The organism is Gracilibacillus oryzae (assembly GCF_009498735.1).
Lineage (GTDB): Bacteria > Bacillota > Bacilli > Bacillales > Amphibacillaceae > Gracilibacillus > Gracilibacillus oryzae.
The window spans coordinates 49,234-70,877 of sequence record NZ_ML762437.1 but is presented as its reverse complement, the minus strand read 5'-3'; the positions used below and the strand labels follow the sequence as shown (position 1 = coordinate 70,877).

Sequence of the window (21,644 nt, the reverse complement as noted above, 5' to 3'; positions counted from 1 at the left end):
CCTCTACTTTATTGTGACTTTTTCTCATTCTCAAAGCTGAATAGCTCATCAACAGTTGTACCGAGATTTTGTGCTAAATGAAATGCCAAGGATAGCGTTGGGTCATATTTATTATTTTCAATAGCATTAATTGTTTGGCGTGTAACATGACAACGATTGGCAAGTTCCTCTTGGGACATCTTCATCGATTTCCTGATCATTTTAATATTATTATTCAATATCCAATCACCTTTATCACTCCATAATGTAAAAACCTTTTTACATTTTTAATTATAAAGAAGCCAACAAAAATGTCAAATCTTTTTTACATTTTTGCTGGCTTTTGACTGTATAGTTATATTTTCAATTAAACTGATATTATCCTGATGTACTTATCCTTTCCCAATTATTCTTTCTTTTCCAATTGAATTTTCGTTAATGCTAATGTAAAGAGCAGAAATAACTCAAATCCATTTGTTACCGCACCGCTTGGCAGGAACGAAGACAAACCACTGCCAATACCCATAATGACTGTTCCAATCAGCATCCATTTCCAATGTGTTTTCCGATATAATATAAAGCCCGCAATTAGCAAGACAATAGTAACACCAAGGATCATATACGGCGGATGATTACTTGATGAAGCTGAGACATATTGAAGAACACCTTTCTCCCATACTGGTTCTAACTTTAGCGGAAGAACCACCATCAGAATTTCCACCACACTAAGCAGAAGTGTAACAAAGATGGAGAACCATTTTACTATATTGTTTTTCACCCAATTTACTTTTGCTAATTGTAAGATGCCATAACTAAACAGTACTAATGTTGGCGTAACCAATGCATGGATCCAGTAGCGGCCTAAATTCAATATTTCCAGTAAGTCTCCTGTACCGACAAATCTCCCAGCAGCCAGAACCGTGTTATCATATAATAGACCGATAAGGACAAGATAGAGAAAACTTCGAAATGTCAGCTTTTTCTCTGATGACTTAAATGTCCAGATAATCAGTATGAGATAAGCTAGTACAAAAAAAGTGTAAAAAAAAGTATCCATGACAACACCTCCTACCTAACTATATCCGTTAAGAGAAAATTCATGCATACTTTTGATGTTATTTTTTTACAAGTGAAGAATTGTGACTTACTTGTTTGCTGCACTTTGGCGTTTTTGTGTTATAAAAAAAGCTGATTTTCATAATCGAAAACCAGCTTCTTCTTATATTAAGCTTCCACATCATAGCCTTGTTCTTCAATCGCTTCTTTCATTGCAGCAACCGTTACTTTGGATTCATCGTAAGTAACATCAACACTGCCTGCTTCCAAATTAACTTCAGCAGCTGACACGCCATCTAATTCTTTTAAAGCTCCTTCAACAGACATTTTGCAATGACCGCATGTCATGCCTTGTACGTTTAACGTTTTTTCCATGACCTTTCACCTCCTTTAAAGTGGACTATTATCACAGTGCTATGCATCCTGATAAGTTTCGCTAATGATCAGTGGGAAACCACCACTGATCAAAGTCTTACTTTATAATTTCACTCTTTTTAAGCGTAGGGAGTTTGAAACAACACTTACCGAACTTAAGGCCATTGCTGCACCTGCAACCCATGGTGCCAAGAGACCTAATGCGGCAATCGGGACTCCTGCTGTATTGTAACCGAACGCCCAGAACAGGTTTTGGCGGATATTCTTGATTGTAGCATGGCTGATTTTGATTGCTTTGGGTATAAGCAATAACTCCCCGCCAAGAATCGTCACATCGGCAGCTTCAATTGCTACTTCCGTTCCTGTACCTATCGCAATTCCGATATCGGCGATTGCTAATGCTGGAGCATCATTTACCCCATCACCGACCATTGCAACCTTTTTACCTCTATCCTGAATTTCTTTAACTTTATCTGCTTTTTCTTCTGGTAAAACTTGAGCAATGACTTTGTCGATGCCAACCTGTTTGGCAATTGCTTGTGCCGTTCGTTCATTATCCCCTGTTAACATGATAACTTCCAAGCCTTGTTCTTTTAATTCTCTGATTGCTTGTGGTGCTGTTTCTTTAATGGTATCAGCGACTGAAACAATTCCACGGAACTGTCCGTCAATTGCGATTAGCATCGCTGTTTTTCCTTCTATCTCATAATTTATCAATTCTTGTTCTGCCCCACCAACATCAACTTGGTGATTCTGCATCAGTTTGCGGTTACCAACAAGAATATGCTTGTTTGAGATCTTTACTTCGATACCATGTCCAGGTATTGCAGTAAAGTCATCCACATCAACTAATTCGATATTTTTTTCGGTTGCATAGGCAACAATCGCTTCTGCAAGCGGGTGTTCTGAGCCTTTCTCCGCACTTGCAAGCAGCTGTAATGTTTCCTCATCACCAGTAAAGTCTGTCACTTCTGGTTTACCTTTTGTAATTGTACCTGTTTTATCCAACACGATTGCATTTAATGCATGTGTACGTTCAAGGTGCTCTCCGCCTTTAAACAAAATTCCATTCTCTGCAGCTTTTCCTGTTCCAACCATAATCGATGTTGGTGTTGCAAGCCCTAAAGCACAAGGACATGCAATAACAAGGACAGCAATTGCTGCAACTAGAGCTGGTTCAAACTGGCCAGGCTGTACAAATGCGATCCATATTATAAAGGTAAGAATAGCTATCCCTACAACAATCGGTACGAAATAACCTGAAATGATATCAGCTAATCGCTGGATCGGCGCTTTTGAACCTTGGGCATCCTCCACAATTTTCACAATCGATGCAAGAGCCGTATCTTTCCCGACTTTTGTTGCTTCCATTTCAATCGAACCATTTTTATTGATCGTTGACCCTATTACGTTAGCATCTATTTCTTTTTCAATTGGAATGGATTCTCCTGTAATCATCGATTCATCAACAGACGTTCTTCCTTTTACCACAATACCATCAACAGGTATTTTCTCACCTGGTTTAACAACTAAACGATCCCCAACGGCAACTTCTTCTACCGGGATCATTGTTTCCTCGCCATTTCTGATCACTCGTGCTTCTTTTGCCTGTAAATTCAGTAAAGAAGACAATGCGTTTGTTGTTTGGCTTTTTGCTCTTGCTTCCAGGTACTTACCGAATAATATCAACGTAATTAATACAGCACTTGTTTCAAAGTATAAATGCGCCATATAATCTGGATTGCCAATTGTCTTAAACGCTTCGTATAAACTGTAGAAATACGCCGCACTCGTACCTAATGCCACAAGCACATCCATGTTCGCTCCACCATTACGAAGGTTCTTATATGCCCCAACATAAAATTGCCAGCCGATAATAAACTGAACAGGTGTTGATAAAGCAAACTGGAACCATGGATTCATAAAGATGGCTGGTATCGCCAAATTAAATAAATGAACAAGCATTTTTACTAGAAGTGGTGCAGATAAAACAGCAGAAATGATTAATTTTGTTTTCATATTCTTAATTTCTTTTTCTTTATGTGTTTGTTTTTCTGCTGCTTCTGCTTTAGGCTTTGCATCATAGCCGAGTGTTTTAATTTTCTCAATGATTGCTTTCTGGTTAACTAAACCAGGGTTATATTCTATTAATGCAGATTCGGTTGTTAAGTTTACAGATGCAGACTTAACTCCCTCTTGCTTGTTTAAGACTTTTTCTATTCGGCTCGAACACGCAGCACAAGTCATGCCAAACACATCTAATTCTGCTTTCTCCATTAAAACACCGTAGCCAACTTTTGAGATTTTTTCCGTAATATCTTCAAGGGTAATCTTCTCTGAATCGTAATCTACGGTTGCTTTTTCGGTAGTTAAATTGACCTGAGCTTCTACTCCATCCATTTTATTTAACACTTTTTCAATTCGGGTTGAACAAGCAGCACATGTCATGCCTGTTATACCAAGTGTTGCATGATTTGTTTCTCCCATAATCGGCCCCTCCTTACTTGGAAAACTGCTTCATTACACTCATTAATTCATCAATGGTTGCTTTTCCGTCACCTTGCTTGATCGCATCACTGACACAATGATTAAGATGTCGTTCTGTGACAGAGAAACCAACATTTTTTAACGCGGATTGGATTGCACTGATTTGGACTAAAATATCAACACAATACCTGTCTTCTTCCACCATTTTCTGAATTCCGCGGACTTGTCCTTCTATACGTTTTAAACGATTGATTACTTTTTGCTTTTCATCTTGCGTTCTAGGTTTACTTGGGTGATCGTGTAAGAACTTATCCAAATAAATCACTTCCTTTTTGTTTTATACTTATACTATACCCCCTTATGGTATTTTTGTCAAATAAAAGAGAACTTTCGTCTCTATTCAATAAAAATTCACAAGGGCATTATTCTGTTTTTCCAGCCTTTGTGGATCGTGTGAACAGAAGTGCCAGCACAAATCCAATCAATGCAATTATTCCGATCCAGAAAAACCCCTGCTGGAAGCCTGCATTCAAGGCACCTGTCTGTGATTCTGCTGTACTTGAAGCAGTAGTTGCACCGGCAACAGCCACTATTACAGCAAGACCTACTGCTGAGCCAATTTGGTAAAAAGTATTATATAAACCAGATGCAATACCTGACCTTCCTGATTCAACTTCTGATACGGACGCTGTTGTAGCAGGTAAATAAGCAAGGGCATTACCTAAAGATGCTATTAAGGAAGCAAGCAAGACATTTGTCCAGTAGTTTCCATCAACGCCGGCTGTTTGGGAAAATAAAATCCCCGCTGCTCCAAGCAAGATAAATCCCGTAACAAGTGTCTTCTTAATCCCGAACTTCTCCATTACTTTTTCCGCAATGGCAACCATGAAGATGGCCATAAAAATTGGCATTGGCAGCATCGCCATTGCTGCAATAAATGGAGAAAGCTGTAAAATCTGCTGCAAGTATAAAACAAGAATATATACGAGCGGGAACCATGATGCTGCTATTAAGAAAACAGAAATATTTCCTATCGCAAGATTCGGTGTCTTAAAAATATTAAGTGGCATGAGCGGTTCTTTTGTTTTCGACTGTACGATGATAAATACGATGAACAATACAGCCCCAATCGATAATGGCAGAATGGTATTGATGGACTGCCAGCCACTATGCTCTGCTGTTACAATTCCATAAACAATGAGCATGGAAGAAATGGTCACTAATATTGCGCCAATATAATCGACACGGCCGGTTGCTTTACTTCCTGACTTTTGTAAAAGCTTTGGAGACAGTAGAAGCACAATGATACCAAGTGGAACATAGATCAATAATGTCCAGCGCCAGCCGACAAACTCTGTAATGATACCACCCATAACGATCCCCAAAGCACCACCCGCTGCCCCGGACAGACCCCAGAATGCAAGAGCTTTGCCCATTTCTTTACTATTGGAAGAAAACAGGATCATAATAAGGGAAAGTGCAGCTGGCGCAATGAATGCAGAACCTAATCCTTGAACTGCCCTTGAGACGTTGAGACTCATTTCGCTCCAGGCTATTCCTGCAAATAAGGAAGAAATGATTAAAATGATAACACCAAAATTAAAGATGCGCCGGTTTCCGAATAAATCTGCTAACCTTCCGCCTAATAATAGGAATCCCCCAAAGAAAATAAGAAATGCACTCATTACCCATTGTAAATTTTCCTGACTGTAACCAAGTGTTTCTTTAATAGATGGCAGGGCAATCTGGATAATTGCCGAATCCATCATCACAAGGAAATTCGCAAAGCATAATAAGAAGAGTGCTTTCCATCGATTTGGATCTGGTTGTGAAATTGTATTTGTTGACATAATGATAGACCCCCCAGTATTACATTATTTTGTTTTCATTTAATTGATCGATATCAACTCTCTTGCAGAATTTATAAAATGCCTCTCGTTTCTTACCCATTTGGGCATATGCTGCAATAAGTTTATCTACTGTATCGTACAGTTCTTCCGGTGTCAGACTTTCCCTCAGTAAATAACCAACTTCGGCATCTTTCCCCTTCGCTTTTCCCCCGATATATAAATTGTAATGGTCTTTGAATTTCATCACACCGATATCACTGAGCATAGGTTCACCACAGCCTACTGCACAGCCTGTATAGGCCATCTTTAGTGTAAAAGGAACCGGCTTTCCAGCAAAGCGCCGGTTTAATTCTTTTGCTATCGGCATCCCCTCTCGTTCTTCCCCTTTGCAAAAATTACATGTTCGCAAACTTTTGACAAAATTCCCTACTGGGTAACAAGCCAGCCCAACGCTTTCCAGCTCCTCAATGATTTCGTCTTTTCTGTGCTCGGGAATTTCCAGATAAAGCTGTTGAAATGTGGTTAATTCCAGCTCATCCTCTTCATTCATGTATTTGGAGATGGTTACAAGCTGTTTGGCGTTCAGCTTTGCTCCAAATCCAATTCCCCCATTTACAGCGATCTTCATTTTTGGTACATCTGTCTCCATATTCATTCCCCCATCTTTTTATAATCTATTTTTAATACTATACGCAGGGGGGTATTATTTTGAATAAAAAAATATCAGTATTCCATGCGGCCTACCCAACATTCAGCAGTTTCTTTATTTCATCCTTATTCCTCTCGAACCCTATCATGCTTTTTGACTTTTTCTTTATACCCAAAAAGGATCGACGGGAGAATACAAGTGCTGGAACAATCCTGTTTCCTGTTATTTTAATAAGATCTTCTTCTTTCGACGGTTGTTGTGCTAAATCGTACTCCTTGTGTGGAATCTGATTCTTTTGCAGGAACTTCTTTAAGTCCTGGCAATCTGAGCAGGTTGGTCTTGTGTAAACTTCCAGCTGATAGTTGTTCATCTCTAACCATACCTCCTTGTTTATTGTGTGACTTCGATGATAAATGGATAAACTTCTACGTTTTCTCCAAACTTAAATTCGGCCCAGATTTTGTACATGCCCGGGGCTGGAAAATGTGCATGAAACGTTGTAGTAACTTCTGTTTCCAGATGAACATGAATATACTGTTCAACATTCTCGTCAATAATCACCACATGACCCAGGGCACCGAGATATGGATCTGATTTTTCTCCTTTTGTATCAAAAACCAATGGAACATCTTTCCCGACCATTGCGTCTACAGGATGTAAGGTCACTGTCTTGCCTCCACGTTCTTTCGTCCAGTTATCCTTTTCTCCGAGACTTACCTTCCTTGTTTCCCCTGTTCCAATCTGCAGGGTATTTGGTTTAATCTGGTACGCCTTATTTTCTGGTGTAATATCAACGAAAGCCTGGTAGGTACCGTCACTCAGCACCTGGTTTACTGAATAAAGTCCCTGCTGCTCCTTTACTGGATGGAGATGATAATATTCCTCTAAATCATTAGAAATAATGATAAAATGCATCTCTTTCTCATGTTGTACAGCAAGTTCTGGCGGAGCTCCATTATTATCTTCCAGCTTAATCATAATTTTTCCATTATCATAGGTTACATCTGTCTTAATCTCTGATTTGGCATGATGATGATGGTGATGATGATTGTGTTCACTGTGATTCATTGTTTTTTCCTCCCTTTGCATTTCTGTATTGATAACACATTGTTATATATAGATTGTGCTATATAGTGAGATTTTAATCAGCGAGGTTTTTATACCCCGCTGATTATAAGCGAAACTTACCGGGATGCTTCGTTTAGCATAAGCATGTTCTTTCTAAACAACATCGTAACCTTGTTCTTCAATCGTCTCTTTAATCACTTGCAAATCCACTTTTTCTGAATCAAACGTTACGTCAACTTTCGCATCATCCAAATGAACCTTTACTGCCTCCACACCGTTAAGTTCACCAACGCTTCCTTCAACTGAACTTACACAATGTCCACAAGACATACCTTCTACATTAAGTGTTGTATTTGTCATTTTCATTGCCTCCCAATTTTTATTTCGTCTAAATCATACCATACCCCCCTACTGTATTGTCAAGTTATAAAATCTTCACCAATTCTATTTTTTTGAATTAAAAAATCAGACAGAAATGAAACTCCGCCTGATTTTCTTGTTTTTCAGATATAAAGTAATTCCCCTAAAAGTTTAGCCCCTTATCATATTAAGCAGTAACGAAACATCGTTTGTAGAACCGACAGAGATGATTTTCTTCTGTGATACATCAACAAGCTCCTTTAATTTCTCCGCAAGGTCAGAGCGTGTTACAATCACATCTGCATCATGAATGGACTGAATAACACTATCTTTGGAAGACTCCTGTACATCAATTGTATCAATTTCTGCTGATGCCACCCGTCTTAATTCATCCAGATAGAAGGTACATGAGCTGAGCTTGCATTCAACAAAGAGGTAGTGTGTCTTCCGCTTTTGAGGTTCGCCAAACAATTGGGTGTAGGCAAAGCCAGCCAATAACACATCATCAATTTTAAATCCAGATTCGTAAGCATCCTTTATTGTTTGTTCCACAAAGCTGAAATAGGAATGCTGTGTTTTAAATCTTTCAATTTCCTCTTCACCGGCAACTTGTGTCCCTCGCCCCTTTTGCATCAACAAAAGGCCTTCTTCCTTTAATTGAGAGTATACCCCCTGGATCGTATTTCTGTTAATGGATAGTTGTTCCGCTAACTGATTGGTTGAAGGAAGTAAATCTCCAGAATTAAGCAGCCCTTTCCCTATTAGCCACTTTATCTGTTCCTTTATCTGCACATTAATTGGCAAAGGGGAATGAGTATCTATTTTAAAGAGTAATCCGGAATGTTCCATATTTAATATCCGCCTTTCTCACTTCACTAGTTATTTAGGTATGTTTAGATTAATGAAGGAAACAAAAAATTGCAAGTATTATATAGATAACATGATGAAAAGTCTAAACATTGACAAGCAATATACTATTTAGTACAATACAAATTACAGTTAACCAATTAACTAGTCAACCAATTAATTATTAAAGAAAATAAAGGAGTGTTTCGAAATGGCTGAAATAAAAATGGTTTGGAATGGTAATACCAAAGGTAATGGTAAAATACAAGGGGAAAATCTTACAACAGATATCGCTATACCCCAATCTTTAGGAGGCAGTGGTGAAGGTGCAGATCCTAAAGAATTACTTATAGCTTCTGCAGCAACATGTTATGCAACAACACTTGTCTATATGCTGGAGACAAAAGAGCTTCCTGTCACTGATTTTACGATGGATTCGGAAGTAAATGTTTCAAAGGAAGACGGAATCAAAATCATCCATCAACCCCATATTGTTTTATCAAGTGAGGCAACTGAAAAGCAAAGGGAAGCAGTTGACAGAGCGTTTATGTCTGCTGATAAATCATGTGCAGTCGGAAACATGTTAAAAAAAGCAGATGCACAAATAACGATTGAAGGAAAAGTAACAGTAAAGTAAAAGCTGCAAAAGGAAAGTAATGAGTTGCTCTTCCTTTTGTATTTTCCTTCCATCTTGAAAGGAGGAGCAATTTGAAAGAGATAAATGAGTTAACATCAATGAAAATGGTGGAAGATTTTATTAAAGATAATGAACTAAGTTTCCTTTACGTATCCACCCCTGATTGCAGTACCTGTCATGCTATTCTGCCAAAGCTAACGGAATTGCTTGATCAATATCCTCTCATTCAGCTTGGTCACATTGATGCTACAGTGGTGGAAGAAGTGGCTGAGAAATTCTTAATTTTGTCAGCTCCTGTATTGATACTGATGATCGATAACAAAGAATATATACGAGAGGGCCGTTTTGTCCGTTTTGAACAGCTTGATGAAAAATTAAGGCAAATTTATGAGTTGTATACAAAATAATCAAGGATGCATAACAGAAATAAGGCTCTCAGATTACACGGGTGCAGTTCTCAGAACAATGCCCGTGTTTTTTCTGGATAAGATTTGTTTCACTTCTTTCATTAATAAAGTCAAACAGAATAAAGACTTTATTTATTCTATGTATCGGTTCACAGGTCATCGTTTAAAATATACTAAGTACGGGAAAATTTAAATAAAAAAGGAGTTGGGTAATATGAATATTCAACACATTCGTAACGCAACATTAGTTGTAGAATATGCAGGTAAAAAGTTTTTAATAGATCCCATGTTAGCAGACAAGGGAACATATCCACCGTTTCCAAATGCTCCAAGAGATGATCAGTATAATCCATTAGTAAGCTTACCAACTTCTATTGAAGATATTATCAGTGATATTGATGCTGTGATCGTCACACACTTGCATTATGACCATTGGGACGAAGCTGCTAAAGAAGAATTGCCAAAAGAAATTAAATTATTCTCTCAAAATGAAGAGGATGCAACAGAGATTCGCAACGCAGGTTTCCAGAATGTCGAAGTTTTACAAGAAGACACTGTCTTTGAAGGTATCCAATTAGTGAAAACAAAAGGTGAGCACGGAAGAGGCGAAATCTTAAAAGTTGCTGGCCATGTTTGTGGTATCGTCTTCAAACATTCATCAGAAAAAACATTATATGTTGCTGGTGATACAGTTTGGTATGATGCTGTTCAGGAAGTAATTGACACACATAAACCAGAAATTATTGTGGTAAATGCCGGTGACAATCAATTCAACGAGGGCGGTTCTCTAGTTATGGGTAAAGAGGATGTGTATGAAGTGTATAAGGCTGCTTCTGACGCAAAAATTATTGCTGTCCACATGGAAGCTGTTAACCACTGGACATTATCACGAGAAGAGTTAAAGAAATTTGCTGACGAAAAAGGATTCTCGTCTAATGTTTCTGTACCAAACGATGGAGATTCCTACTCATTTTAATATATTGAAACAGACAGAAGTGTGAAAGCATTTCTGTCTGTTTTTTTTATTAGTGTTTAAAGCTTTGGCCTGTAGAATAATCTTCTTCATCCGCCCCTCCTTCCACAGCCATCCAATAAAGACTCCTATCCATTTAAATCAGCTTGACTGCAAGGTAACACAAACCAAAAAGTATGATTATTCCCTTCTGACTGGACTCCTATTTTTCCATTATGCTGTTCGATAATTTCCTTTGAGATAGCAAGTCCCAGCCCCGATCCGCCAAATTCTCTTGATCTGGAATGTTCCGTCCGATAAAAACGTTCAAAAATTCTTTCACTATCTTCGGGTCTAATCGCACGGCCTGGCCCTGTTACTGTAAATTTATATTCCGAATCAGAACACTCCCCCTTTATGATGAGCGGCCCTGTCCCCTCATAATAGCGAATGGCATTGTCCAGCAGATTACTGAGAACTTGTGAAATACTCCTGTCATTTACTAAAACAATCCCTGACTCCGCTTTTACCAACACTTTCATATTCGACTGTTTCAAAGACAAGCGAAACATCTCCACAGACTGCTCAATCAATGTCTTCATATCTACAGAAGCTTTTTGAGATAAAATTTGTGATGAGAGATTTTCCAATTCTTTTAACTGTTCCATTTGTTCTACTAGTTGAGTTAACTTTTTTGATTCTGCGTAAAGCGAATCATATAGCTTTTCATCACCTTCCATTACCCCGTTTTTCAAAGCTAATAAATAGCCATTAATATTGGTTAGCGGTGTCCGGAATTCATGTGATAAATCGGTGACAAGCTTTTTCCTGTATTGCTAATTGTTTTTTAATTGTTGAACGAGACCATTGAATTGATCGACTAGTTCAGCTATTTCCCCTTCTGGTTTTACTTGAATGGGAGTTGGATAAAGACCTTGCTTCATTGTTTTAGTAGAATGAATTAATTGCTTTAATGGCTGAATAATTCTCTTCGTTAAATAAAAATGAATAAGACTGCCGATAATAATGGCAGAAACACTGAATATCCATAAATATTGAAAAAGAGTTGCTCTAAACTGATGCTGTTTCTGTTCATTTATGGAAATTAATCCATCTGCTAAAACACAGGCCGCATTATAAATTGCCCAGCTGCTGAGCATTACAAAAACTAAAATCACCATTACATTGATGAATGTTAAACGAAATAAAAACTGCTTGGGAAACAAGATGCTCTTCAATTTATTCTGCAACAAAGCGATACCCCAATCCCCGAACTGTAATGATTCGATTAGGATCAGCCGGATTGTCTTCTATCTTTTTTCGCAGCTTTTTTATATGTGCATCAATCGTCCGTTCTGATACATGCTTATCAGCGTAAGGATACAATTTGCCAATTAAATTTTCTCTTGAAATAACAACATTGGGGTTCTCCATCAGATAATATAGAATATTAAACTCATGCTTGGTTAAAACTAATTTATTGTCAAATAACAATACTTCCCCTTTACGAGGCTTAATACAAAGTCCATTATATGTAATCTTCTGGCAAAACTGCCCTGTCCGTCGTAAAACTGCTTCTACATGAGCCAGAAGCTCCTCTGGATCAAATGGTTTTACCAAATAATCATCTGCGCCAATTTTCAATCCATTAATTTTATCTTCTGTACGGGATTTAGCTGATAACATAATGATAGACACTTCATTACGTTCCTGCTGCCGAACCCATGTACAGAATTCTTCCCCGCTTAGTTTAGGGAGCATTAAGTCAAGAATAATCAGACAGGGATGCTCCCGTAAAAAGACATCCTTCGCCTCTTCCCCGTCTGCCGCAACGACAACATCATATCCAGCCTTCTGCAAATAAATCTGGACAAGTTCCCGGATCATTTTGTCGTCTTCTACAACTAATATTGTTTGTTTCATCAGCATTACCTCTCTCCTCTTATTCCAGAAGAAGATTATGTCATTTTTTCAAATTCCTGTATCATTAAATCATAGTTCAAGGCACCATAGGCCCGAAATGCAATGATACCATTTGAGTCTATCATAAATGATGTGGGAATAGGCCGAATCATATAACCTGTGGCCACCTCTAGCTTGTCATCCAATAGAATAGGAAAAGTTAAATTGTATTCCTTCACAAAATCCTCAACTTGTTGTAAATTGTTTTCAGACTCCGTTAAATTGACAGCTAAAATGACAATATCCTTTTCTTGATAAAATTTCTCCATATCTGGCATCTCTGCTCTGCACGGTGGACACCACGTTGCCCAGAAATTAATCATCACTTTTTTTCCTCGGAAATCGGATAATTTAGCTGTTTCTCCCGATAAAGTCTGGAGCTCAAAATCTGGTGCTATGTTTCCAACTTCCAGGCCAACTTCTGACGCAGGGGAATCAGCTTCCACCGTTTCTGACGGCTCCTCTACCGTATCTTCCACTGGAGTGAATTCTTCCGTTGATTGACTTTTGGAATTGGTAAAATCATAGAGAGCCCATCCAACCATTCCCATCACGATTAGTAGTACTATCCATTTTTTCATCGAGAATCCTCCTTCTATCCTAGTTTGGATAACCAAGTGTCCTGTACAAGATCAAGCAAATATCCTGAGATTAGAGGCATGAGTCCGAAGAATAGAATCAATCCCATACCAATCATCATAACGGCACCAATTTTCATCAGGACATTGCTATACCGAACAATCCACCTTGTTTTCCCTATGAAAAAGGATAAGATGAGAAATGGTAAGGCAAAACCAATCACATACATGAAACTGTAAAATATACCTTTACCAGGATCACTTGCTGCCAAAAGCAGGATGGAACCAAAAATAGGTCCAATACATGGCGTCCACCCTGCCGCAAAGCCTAATCCAACAAAGAATGTTCCTAAGTATCCCACTCGTTTCTTTGTATAATGAAAACGTCGCTCTCTCATCATAAACGGTATCTGAATCCAGCCAGCTGTAAATAAACCCATGATGATAATAAAAATTCCTGCTAATCGCTGAATCAATAAGCCCGAGTCTCCAATGAACAGGTTCTGCACCCACTGCCCTAAAAAGGAAGCACTCGCACCCAAACTAAGAAATACCATAGAGACAGCCAATAAGAAGAACACTGAATGAACGAGTATTTGACGAATGACCTTCGAATTCTTATTATCCTGGAGTTCTTTCACACTAATACCAGTAATGTAAGAAATATAAGCAGGGAAAATCGGTAATACACAAGGAGACAAAAATGACAGTGCACCTGCCCCTATCGCTAAAAACATACCAGCTAGCAGCATTGTATCTGTTTCAATAATTCCCATTATGCACTCCTCTCCTTTAATAGAAATAATAAAATAATGACGAAGAACAATCCGACAAACCATGGTTGCATCATATAACCAAAGACAGTTACAAATGGAAGAATCCAAGCCAATACGATCATTCCTAAGGACCAGCCACACAGTATTACCATCAACAGCAGCTTCCCGCTCATTCGTTCCCAGAGGAAAAAGTATAAGCCAATCAGAATAGCAAGCAGAATCAGATATCCAAACGCATACATATTTTCCTGAAAAATAACTTCGATAAATTCATATAAAAAGGAAGCGATTAGAAATACATGTACAAAGGAATCAACAAAAGGAAGGAAATCCAATTTCTTTTGTCTCTTCTTATAGATTAGCAGGAACAACGTGATAAGCACTGCCAGATAGAAAGTTGATGAATCGCCGGGATAAGCCAGTACAGACAATGGATCTGATAGAAAACCAGGGAAATTCAGTATTATTTTGGCTACCCACATAAATATTACAAAATTAATCAGTTGGGATATCAATTCTCCTATATGCTTTTTCTTATCTTCTCTAGATACGTTACTTAACATATAGTAAGAAAGGAATCCTGCGATAAAACTAACTGCCATTATACCTATTGCAGTTAATTTACTTATTGTTGCCATTATGCAGTTCCTCCATTTCATTCACTTGCCATTTACAAGCATACCTGCCTAGTGTGAAAATTTGATGAAAATCAATTACTTTTTATTTAAGGATATGTAATAGATGAAAAGATTAAGAAACAATCGCCAATCCACAAGTTTACGGGATTGGCGATTAGCTTTCTTATCATTAGTTACTTAAGCATTCCACTTTTCTAACATAAGGGCTGGATTAAACCCAAACACCCACTCCCCATTTATACTGGTCTGGGGTACTGTCAATCGCAATGTTTTGCTCACTAGTTTCACCATTGCTAATGGATTAAAATCTATATTCACTTCTTTGTACGGTATATTCAGATTGGTGAGAAACGTTTTAACCATCGTACATACTGGACACAGTGTTGTTGTATATATGATTACTTCTTTTTCCATATGAATTTCCTCTTTCTTTTAAACTGTCAGGCAGCCCCTTGTTTCATTCACAGCGGTTTACGCCCGGCAAACTGTATTACATGTGATAATCCATTATGAAATTCACCTTCGTTTCTCACCACTTCCCCCATAAAAAAGTGAATAATATGCCAATCTGAAAAGGTATCCAGAAATTCATCCGGTTTATATAACATCCCCAAATCTTGCGGCCCGCCACTTTTATATGGAAGCTGATAATGGGAGTAAACTTCGGTGATAAAATAACCGCCTGGTTTCACGGCTTCCTTTACACCCTGAAGCGTCTTTGTGCGTAACTCTTCAGGGAAATGACCAAATATACAGACAATCTCATCCCAGTTTTCCTGTTTCCAATCAACATCATTCAGATCAATCAGCTTTGTCTTTACACTTACACCTTTTGTCTTCGCTAATTTATCTGTTTTTACCAATCCTGATTCGGCATAATCCCAAGCTGTCACGTTCATGCCCTGCTCAGCTAAAAAGGCTGCATTACGCCCTTCGCCTTCCGCTATGGCCAGTACCTCTTCACCAGACAACTTCAATTTATGCTGAACTCCAGCTAAGAACTCGTTCGGTTCTGTTCCATATACATATTGCTCTTGGCTAAAACGCTCATTCCATTGATTCATTGTTTATTTCTCCCTTCTATTCGAAATATGTTTAAGATAATGGTAACAGGTCCAAGTCCTCATCGTCTTAAAGAAGGATTGTGAAATTATCTAAAGTTATATGCTGTAACAATTTTCTCTCTTCCTGTTACAAGATCATTAAAATACTCATATAGACTGATTCCCAAATAAGAACCAGATATATTAAATACGTTAGTAAAACCTAGGTTTTGTAATGCCGCTACCATGTTATAACTGCGTTGACCTGAACGACAATGAACATATACATCCTTATCTTTTGGAATTTCATCAAGTCTTTCGCGGAACTCACTTAACGGAATATTGACAGCATTTTTTAAATGTCCGGCATTATATTCATTCTGCTCGCGCGCATCAATAATAAAAGCATTATTTTCTACTAACTCACGAACCTGAGCAACTTTTACTTCACGGTATTTACCATATAATTGATTGAGTGCAACCAATGCTGCATGGTTTACTACATCTTTAGCTGTACCTAACATTGGAGAGTACGTTAATTCTAAATCTTTCAAGTCTTCTAATGTCCCATTCATTGTGATCATTGCTGCGATCACATCAATCCGTTTGTCGACATTTCCTTTACCAATTGCCTGTGCACCCAGAATTCTGCCTGTTGGTATTTCATAGACTAATTTAAAATGCATCACACTGCTGTTTGGCATTAATCCTACCTTATCAGCTGGCAGGATGTAGACAGAATCCCAGCTGTATCCCGCATTTTCAGCTGTTCGTGCATTTAGTCCAGTAGAAGCAGCGTTTAGATCAAATAAGTGAATGGAGGATGATCCAATTACCCCTAAGTTGCGGTTTGGAATGCCATAAATATGATCAGCTGCAGCTCTTGCCTGTTTTTGGGCAGGTCCAGCTAAAGCAAGGCGCGCTGGCTTATGCAATAATCGATGATAGACTTCGATAGCGTCTCCTACTGCATATATATTGGAATCACTAGTTACATAGTTATGATCAACTTTTATCGCACCCGTTTCACCAATTTCAAGCCCGGCATCTTCCGCCAGCCTTGTTTCGGGCTTTACACCGATCGCTAACACAACTGCTTGGGCCTTTATTTGTTTTCCAGATTGTGTTTCGATTGAACCATCATTAATCTTCGCTAAACCATCATTGACAATTAAATTCACCCCATGATCGATCATCTCTTTATGGAGAATTTGAGCCATATCATAGTCGTATGGTGTCATTATCTGATCAGCAAATTCGATGACAGACACGTTAAGATCAGCCAGACGAAGATTTTCCGCTACTTCCACCCCTATAAAACCTCCGCCAATTACCGCAACATCTGTCAGCTCGTTTTCTTTAATATAAGCATTTAGACGCTCGATATCCACAACATTTCGCACTGTGAATACATTCTTGTTGTGAATGCCATCAATTGATCCAGGCCGGACTGGTGCTGCACCAGGGGAAAGAACCAGCTTATCGTATGCTTCTTCGTAAGTTTTTCCAGATACTGTGTCCTTAATCATTATTGTTTTTTTCTCACGATTAATGCTGATTACTTCACTATTTGTTCTTGCTTCGATATTAAAACGTTTTTTAAAAGTTTCCGGACTTGATAATACAAGCGATTGACTATCTTCCACGATTCCACTTAAATGATATGGTAACGAACAGTTAGAAAAAGATACATGGGGACCTTTATCAAACATAATAATTTCTGCATTCTCATCCAATCTTCTCAGTCTTGCAGCAGCAGATGCTCCCCCAGCTACACCGCCAACGATTAAAATTTTATTTGTCATCTTTCACCTCTCCTTTATTTATCTATTTTTTATTTTTCTAATAGGGATTGTTCGCATGCGCTTATTCCAGAGTTCCTTGCCATGCAAGCATGCCGCCTGTCATATTCGTTACATTAAATCCTTTACTTTCAAGTAATTGTGCAGCACGGCCACTTCTGCCTCCTGAAAGGCATACGATGATATATTCTTTCGATTTATCTAAATCCTGCAGCTTATATTCTACTAATCCTAAAGGAATATGGACCGCACCAGAGATTTTCCCCTCTTTTACTTCATCTGCTTCACGGACATCAAGGATGTTTAATTGGGTCCCTTTATTTAGTAACGTCTCAACTTCTTTTGCTGTTATTTCTTTCATTTTAAAATTCCTTTCCTTTTAATTTTGCCATGCGTTCATACCGCCACGTACATTGGTTACTTTTGCACAGCCATATTTTTTTAACAGTTTCGATGCCTGCTTGCTTCTCATCCCGCTCTGGCAAATCACAAGTACTTCCTGTTCCTTAGAGATATCACTAGCAGCCTTATGAGCGAGTTGGTTAAGAGGAATATTTTTAAAGCCTTTTATATGGTTTCCTTTAAACTCACCAGGTGTTCGCACATCAATAAATTGCTTGTCCTTATTCTTTAGTTCTGTTTTCAATTCTGTTGTGGAAATATTGTTCACACCTTTTGTTGGCAGGAACCCGCGCAACAGAAAAAAGACAAAAATGGCAAGAACAACGTAGTATAAATATTCCAATTGTTAACCTCCTATTTAATACATCTACCCCTATAGGTATTTTATCTATCAAAAAAATGAGGGGAATCCCCCTGATCTATCTGCTTTTCACCAGTAGATTTACAGCTTGTTTTACTAATTCATCTGTATTTTCCCCTTTTTCATCAGCATCCCGGACACACTCTACTAAATTGGAGCTGACAATTAACCCCATGGTGCGGTCAAGGGCTGTTCTTGATGCAGATAACTGTGTAATCACTTCTTTACAGTCCTGATTCTCCTCCATCATTTTTAAAATCCCTCGCAGCTGCCCTTCAACCCGCTTTATTCTATTTTTCATTTGATCGGTATATTCCATTTATTAGTGCCTCCTTCATTAGACAATTGTTTTTCTATTCTTTTATAATATACCTATAAGGGTATAATTTCAACTATGAATACTTGTTGCATCTCGGTTGATAAACCAAATTGTCATTTTGATCGTTATATTGGAAAGAGAAGAATCAGCACTCAGTAGAGAGAAGACAGCATTATTTGCAGCACTTGCGGTTTATTTGCAGTTTCCTCAGTTTATTTGCAGCTTCCCGCAATTTATTTGCAGTTCTCTCAATTTATTTGCAAATTCCTCAGTTTATTTGCAGTCTGAAATTATCCAATTTTCATATCTATAGTGCGGTGTCTCTTATCATAAAAGCGGACAGCCTGCTGACTGTCCGCTCAATTTACATCCATCACGCTACTTTAACCGGCGTGTCTTTTACTATTTTGTGAACTAACACGGCAGTTATTACCGCTAGAATGATCGATCCTGCAATCGCGATCGCAACATTGGGTACTGGTAAACTCAAAGTAAGGTACCCAACCACAGGTATAGGGGTAAAGAATTCCCATAATAGATCATTTAGAAATACTATTACAAGTGCAGCCAAAATAGAAACGAAACCGCCAGAACCCCCATATCGATAGAATCCTAATCCAATTAGCCATCCAGCTAAGAAATATACTATCACAATCAGGATATAGGAGATTATTGTCAATAACCAGCTGTTTTCTCCAAGTGATGATAGCACTACTTCATTGAAAAGGGGCATATTAAATATGCTGATAATCCAAGTAAAAATCGCTGTAATACCTATGAGCGAAATGGCTAATCCAATGGCAGACAGAAATGCTCCCTGGAAGTATGATTTCCTCGTCACGCCATGTTTCACATACATTGGCAGGAATGCTAAGCTTGAGAGAATCCCGCAAATGAGCATAAAGATTGTTGCTGTTTGAAACGTAAACGTGAGGAGCGACATAGATCTTATTCCTGGTTCATTCAACAGCCAAATTAATACAAAGTAAAAGACATATACAATCGGCAAGTACCAAGCTATCCATTTCATTTGCGCCGCATACAGGTCAACCGTTACTTTTTTTCCTGTTTCATTCATCTTAATTTCCCTCCTTTGTTAATTGAATAAACAGATCCTGAAGGGAAACATTCCCTATTTCTAATCCTTTTCGTTTTACATCCGCTTCTGTTTCTGCCGTTAATTCACCGTACACCATCACCGATTTTGTTCCTCCCAGCTGTTTTTCACTTAATACATTAAGTGCTGAAGCTACTTCTTCTACATCTTCCATCGCACCTGTTACCGAGAATCCTTTTTGCAAAAGTGAATCCATCTCTTCTTGCACTATTAATTTTCCTTTGTGAATAATAAGCACTTCGTCAAACAAATATTCCATTTCTGATACTAAGTGGGTGGACAGGATAAAGAGTCTGGGGTTGCGTGCCTGCTCTTCTAAGATTTCTTTATAAAAAAGTTCGCGAGCTGGAGCATCCATTCCCTGGTATGCCTCATCAAAAATGGTGATTGGCGTTTTATTCGCTAATCCTATTGTCACATTAAAAGCAGACTGCATTCCTGTTGATAATTTTCTGAGTGGTTTATTTGTTGGCAGCTGGAAAATTTCTGCTAACTGTTCTGCATATTTTCGGTCAAAACCAGGACGATAACGCTCTGCCAGTTCAAAAAACTGTATAACGGTGTCATATTCGTCTTTATAATCAGTTTGGTGTACGAATGTCACTTGAGCGACTGCTTTCTCATTTTCAAAAATGGGCTCCCCATCTATTGTTATTTCCCCACTTGTCGCCTTTCGATAGGCAGCTAATATAGACAGCAAACTTGTCTTCCCAGCACCATTTCGACCAATTAATCCGACGATTTTCCTGCTTTCCAGTGTAAAGCTGATATCACTCAGTGCTTCCATTTCTTTATACGAAACCCTTATATTCTTTGCTTCCACTTTCCTAGTCATCTTTCACACTCCCTTTCCATTCTTCCATTATTTTTATAATTTCACTGTCTGACAATTTCAGTTTCTTCGCTTCTTTTAACATCGGCAGGACAAATTCCTCAGCAAAACCTTCTCTTCGTTGCAGCAGCAGTTTTTCTTTGGCCAACTCCTCCACAAACATTCCCACACCCCGCTTTTTATAAATGATTTCTTCTTCCACAAGGAGGTTAATTCCTTTTGCAACCGTAATGTGATTCACCTTATAAAACTGAACGAGCTGGTTCGTCGATGGTATTTGGTCATGTGCTTTTAGCTGATCATTGATGATCTGATCTTCAATCACTTCTTTTATCTGTATAAATATCGGCTTTTTATCATGTAAAGATTTACTCAATGTTTGAGTCACCTCCATTTACTGTTATATAGTTATATAGTTATGTATATAAGTATATGTGGGTGCGTATAAATTGTCAATGGGGAAAAGCGGATATTTATTTTCAAAAAAAAAGCGAACAGCAAGAAATACTGTTCACTTTCCGGGACAGTGTACCTGTCCTATTATTGACTTGGGCAGTTCTCACTTCTTTATCATCCCCATTTTTATTGCTTTTTCTCTTCCCGTGTTCTTAAAATAGGATTCAAAGATTCTGATTGCCGTGGCCTTATCATATAATCCATTAACTACTTGAGGCCACGTGTTCACATCCTCCACATTTATCACACGCGTTCGTTTAGGTTCTATTTTGACTGTGATTTTTTTATGTTCCAGTCCCAGTGCTGCTAATGCTGCAATTCGATGCTGGCCTCTTGTAACTAAAAAGCGGTAATCATCCTCTTTTTGCAAAATATAGCCTCTAATATAGCCATCCTCATTTACTTTCGGACGATATCCCTTTCGCTTGATCATTTGATAAACATCAATTATCCTGTTAAACTCCCATTCCACATACCTATTGCTATTTGGTCCAAAGTGCTGATTATGTTTAAAATCTATTTCAAACGTTTCTCTCCAAGGTAATGGATTCCAATCATTTTCTGATTTTTGTTTCTTTGGACCATTATAAAATAGACTGTCCATAAGAGAAACAGGTTGAAATTTATAATAATAGTGAAATAAAATGGAACCTTTATATGTTAGCTTAGGATTTTTGCTATATTGTTTCATT

General features: G+C 38.2%; 30 protein-coding genes and 1 pseudogene. 3 read left to right on the top strand and 28 right to left on the bottom strand.

The features are described from left to right. Positions 1 to 8: 8 nt before the first annotated feature. The 11 genes from F9U64_RS15625 to F9U64_RS15575 all read right to left on the bottom strand — a co-directional run bounded on the left by F9U64_RS15625 (position 9) and on the right by F9U64_RS15575 (position 8,673). Entirely contained in the window at positions 9 to 200 is a 192-nt protein-coding gene (locus F9U64_RS15625; protein ID WP_407647335.1) for a helix-turn-helix transcriptional regulator, read from the bottom strand. Positions 201 to 385: 185 nt separating this feature from the next. Further along, positions 386 to 1,036: a hypothetical protein gene (locus F9U64_RS15620; protein WP_153405706.1), complete on the bottom strand. Its 651-nt coding sequence runs from the start codon at positions 1,034 to 1,036 to the stop codon at positions 386 to 388. Between the two features lie 167 nt (positions 1,037 to 1,203). Beyond that, on the bottom strand, positions 1,204 to 1,410 hold the full coding sequence (gene copZ, locus F9U64_RS15615) for a copper chaperone CopZ (RefSeq protein ID WP_153405704.1): 207 nt from the start codon (positions 1,408 to 1,410) through the stop codon (positions 1,204 to 1,206). A gap of 102 nt (positions 1,411 to 1,512) precedes the next feature. Next, positions 1,513 to 3,897 carry a heavy metal translocating P-type ATPase gene (locus F9U64_RS15610; protein WP_153405701.1) on the bottom strand — a complete coding sequence of 795 codons (2,385 nt, stop codon included), beginning with the start codon at positions 3,895 to 3,897 and terminating at the stop codon, positions 1,513 to 1,515. 13 nt (positions 3,898 to 3,910) lie between these two features. Continuing rightward, positions 3,911 to 4,213, bottom strand: a complete 303-nt coding sequence (locus F9U64_RS15605; protein ID WP_089742342.1) for a metal-sensing transcriptional repressor — start codon at positions 4,211 to 4,213, stop codon at positions 3,911 to 3,913. Between the two features lie 106 nt (positions 4,214 to 4,319). Further along, on the bottom strand, positions 4,320 to 5,747 hold the full coding sequence (locus tag F9U64_RS15600; RefSeq protein WP_153405698.1) for an MFS transporter: 1,428 nt from the start codon (positions 5,745 to 5,747) through the stop codon (positions 4,320 to 4,322). Positions 5,748 to 5,766: 19 nt separating this feature from the next. Then, positions 5,767 to 6,396 (bottom strand): nitrite reductase, encoded by a 630-nt coding sequence (locus F9U64_RS15595; RefSeq protein ID WP_153405695.1) that lies wholly within the window; start codon positions 6,394 to 6,396, stop codon positions 5,767 to 5,769. Between the two features lie 91 nt (positions 6,397 to 6,487). Further along, positions 6,488 to 6,766, bottom strand: a complete 279-nt coding sequence (locus F9U64_RS15590; RefSeq protein WP_153405691.1) for a glutaredoxin family protein — start codon at positions 6,764 to 6,766, stop codon at positions 6,488 to 6,490. Between the two features lie 20 nt (positions 6,767 to 6,786). Further along, entirely contained in the window at positions 6,787 to 7,464 is a 678-nt protein-coding gene (locus F9U64_RS15585) for a hypothetical protein (protein WP_153405654.1), read from the bottom strand. A 153-nt stretch (positions 7,465 to 7,617) separates the two neighbouring features. Further along, positions 7,618 to 7,824, bottom strand: coding sequence for a copper chaperone CopZ (copZ, locus tag F9U64_RS15580; RefSeq protein ID WP_153405651.1), 207 nt, complete (start codon positions 7,822 to 7,824; stop codon positions 7,618 to 7,620). 171 nt (positions 7,825 to 7,995) lie between these two features. After that, on the bottom strand, positions 7,996 to 8,673 hold the full coding sequence (locus F9U64_RS15575; protein ID WP_153405648.1) for a GntR family transcriptional regulator: 678 nt from the start codon (positions 8,671 to 8,673) through the stop codon (positions 7,996 to 7,998). 208 nt (positions 8,674 to 8,881) lie between these two features. On the opposite strand from F9U64_RS15575, the gene F9U64_RS15570 reads away from it, so the two are divergent. The 3 genes from F9U64_RS15570 to F9U64_RS15560 all read left to right on the top strand — a co-directional run bounded on the left by F9U64_RS15570 (position 8,882) and on the right by F9U64_RS15560 (position 10,690). Further along, a complete protein-coding gene (locus tag F9U64_RS15570) occupies positions 8,882 to 9,307 on the top strand; it encodes an OsmC family protein (protein ID WP_153405645.1) in 426 nt (141 codons plus the stop codon). 71 nt (positions 9,308 to 9,378) lie between these two features. Next, positions 9,379 to 9,714 carry a thioredoxin family protein gene (locus F9U64_RS15565; RefSeq protein ID WP_153405643.1) on the top strand — a complete coding sequence of 112 codons (336 nt, stop codon included), beginning with the start codon at positions 9,379 to 9,381 and terminating at the stop codon, positions 9,712 to 9,714. A 214-nt stretch (positions 9,715 to 9,928) separates the two neighbouring features. Beyond that, positions 9,929 to 10,690: an MBL fold metallo-hydrolase gene (locus tag F9U64_RS15560; protein WP_153405640.1), complete on the top strand. Its 762-nt coding sequence runs from the start codon at positions 9,929 to 9,931 to the stop codon at positions 10,688 to 10,690. 125 nt (positions 10,691 to 10,815) lie between these two features. Here the strand turns inward: F9U64_RS15560 and F9U64_RS23390 are convergent, their stop codons facing one another. The 17 genes and pseudogenes from F9U64_RS23390 to F9U64_RS15485 form a co-directional block, all read right to left on the bottom strand. Then, the gene (locus F9U64_RS23390; RefSeq protein ID WP_407647334.1) at positions 10,816 to 11,334 is read right to left on the bottom strand and encodes a sensor histidine kinase; all 519 of its coding nucleotides are present in this window, start codon (positions 11,332 to 11,334) and stop codon (positions 10,816 to 10,818) included. Beyond that, positions 11,320 to 11,484 (bottom strand): annotated as a pseudogene (locus tag F9U64_RS23385) (histidine kinase dimerization/phospho-acceptor domain-containing protein); the annotation flags it as partial. The gene F9U64_RS23390 and the pseudogene F9U64_RS23385, both read right to left, overlap by 15 nt. An 18-nt stretch (positions 11,485 to 11,502) precedes the next feature. Continuing rightward, a complete protein-coding gene (locus F9U64_RS23090) occupies positions 11,503 to 11,916 on the bottom strand; it encodes a HAMP domain-containing protein (RefSeq protein ID WP_228275750.1) in 414 nt (137 codons plus the stop codon). Further along, entirely contained in the window at positions 11,906 to 12,589 is a 684-nt protein-coding gene (locus F9U64_RS15550; protein WP_153405637.1) for a response regulator transcription factor, read from the bottom strand. The genes F9U64_RS23090 and F9U64_RS15550 overlap by 11 nt, the downstream gene beginning before the upstream one ends. Positions 12,590 to 12,624: 35 nt before the next feature. Further along, a complete protein-coding gene (locus tag F9U64_RS15545) occupies positions 12,625 to 13,209 on the bottom strand; it encodes a peroxiredoxin family protein (protein WP_153405635.1) in 585 nt (194 codons plus the stop codon). A 14-nt stretch (positions 13,210 to 13,223) separates the two neighbouring features. Then, the gene (locus tag F9U64_RS15540) at positions 13,224 to 13,982 is read right to left on the bottom strand and encodes a cytochrome c biogenesis CcdA family protein (protein ID WP_153405632.1); all 759 of its coding nucleotides are present in this window, start codon (positions 13,980 to 13,982) and stop codon (positions 13,224 to 13,226) included. Next, on the bottom strand, positions 13,982 to 14,620 hold the full coding sequence (locus tag F9U64_RS22650; RefSeq protein WP_194287404.1) for a hypothetical protein: 639 nt from the start codon (positions 14,618 to 14,620) through the stop codon (positions 13,982 to 13,984). Before F9U64_RS22650 ends, F9U64_RS15540 begins: the two co-directional genes overlap by 1 nt. A 177-nt stretch (positions 14,621 to 14,797) precedes the next feature. Then, the gene (locus tag F9U64_RS15530) at positions 14,798 to 15,034 is read right to left on the bottom strand and encodes a glutaredoxin family protein (RefSeq protein ID WP_153405630.1); all 237 of its coding nucleotides are present in this window, start codon (positions 15,032 to 15,034) and stop codon (positions 14,798 to 14,800) included. A gap of 47 nt (positions 15,035 to 15,081) precedes the next feature. Further along, positions 15,082 to 15,684 carry an SAM-dependent methyltransferase gene (locus F9U64_RS15525; RefSeq protein ID WP_153405627.1) on the bottom strand — a complete coding sequence of 201 codons (603 nt, stop codon included), beginning with the start codon at positions 15,682 to 15,684 and terminating at the stop codon, positions 15,082 to 15,084. Positions 15,685 to 15,770: 86 nt separating this feature from the next. Further along, entirely contained in the window at positions 15,771 to 17,468 is a 1,698-nt protein-coding gene (locus F9U64_RS15520) for an FAD-dependent oxidoreductase (RefSeq protein ID WP_153405624.1), read from the bottom strand. Between the two features lie 61 nt (positions 17,469 to 17,529). After that, positions 17,530 to 17,826, bottom strand: a complete 297-nt coding sequence (locus F9U64_RS15515) for a rhodanese-like domain-containing protein (protein WP_153405622.1) — start codon at positions 17,824 to 17,826, stop codon at positions 17,530 to 17,532. Positions 17,827 to 17,844: 18 nt separating this feature from the next. Then, entirely contained in the window at positions 17,845 to 18,210 is a 366-nt protein-coding gene (locus tag F9U64_RS15510; protein ID WP_153405619.1) for a rhodanese-like domain-containing protein, read from the bottom strand. A 76-nt stretch (positions 18,211 to 18,286) separates the two neighbouring features. Next, entirely contained in the window at positions 18,287 to 18,547 is a 261-nt protein-coding gene (locus F9U64_RS15505; RefSeq protein ID WP_153405616.1) for a metal-sensitive transcriptional regulator, read from the bottom strand. Positions 18,548 to 18,920: 373 nt separating this feature from the next. Continuing rightward, positions 18,921 to 19,625 carry a hypothetical protein gene (locus F9U64_RS15500; protein ID WP_153405613.1) on the bottom strand — a complete coding sequence of 235 codons (705 nt, stop codon included), beginning with the start codon at positions 19,623 to 19,625 and terminating at the stop codon, positions 18,921 to 18,923. A 1-nt stretch (position 19,626) separates the two neighbouring features. Continuing rightward, positions 19,627 to 20,499 carry an ATP-binding cassette domain-containing protein gene (locus F9U64_RS15495; protein WP_153405610.1) on the bottom strand — a complete coding sequence of 291 codons (873 nt, stop codon included), beginning with the start codon at positions 20,497 to 20,499 and terminating at the stop codon, positions 19,627 to 19,629. Further along, complete coding sequence (locus tag F9U64_RS15490; RefSeq protein ID WP_153405608.1) at positions 20,492 to 20,872, bottom strand: GntR family transcriptional regulator; 381 nt, start codon at positions 20,870 to 20,872, stop codon at positions 20,492 to 20,494. Before F9U64_RS15490 ends, F9U64_RS15495 begins: the two co-directional genes overlap by 8 nt. A gap of 183 nt (positions 20,873 to 21,055) precedes the next feature. Further along, the coding region (locus F9U64_RS15485) for a hypothetical protein (protein WP_153405605.1) at positions 21,056 to 21,644 on the bottom strand (589 nt) is incomplete at its 5' end.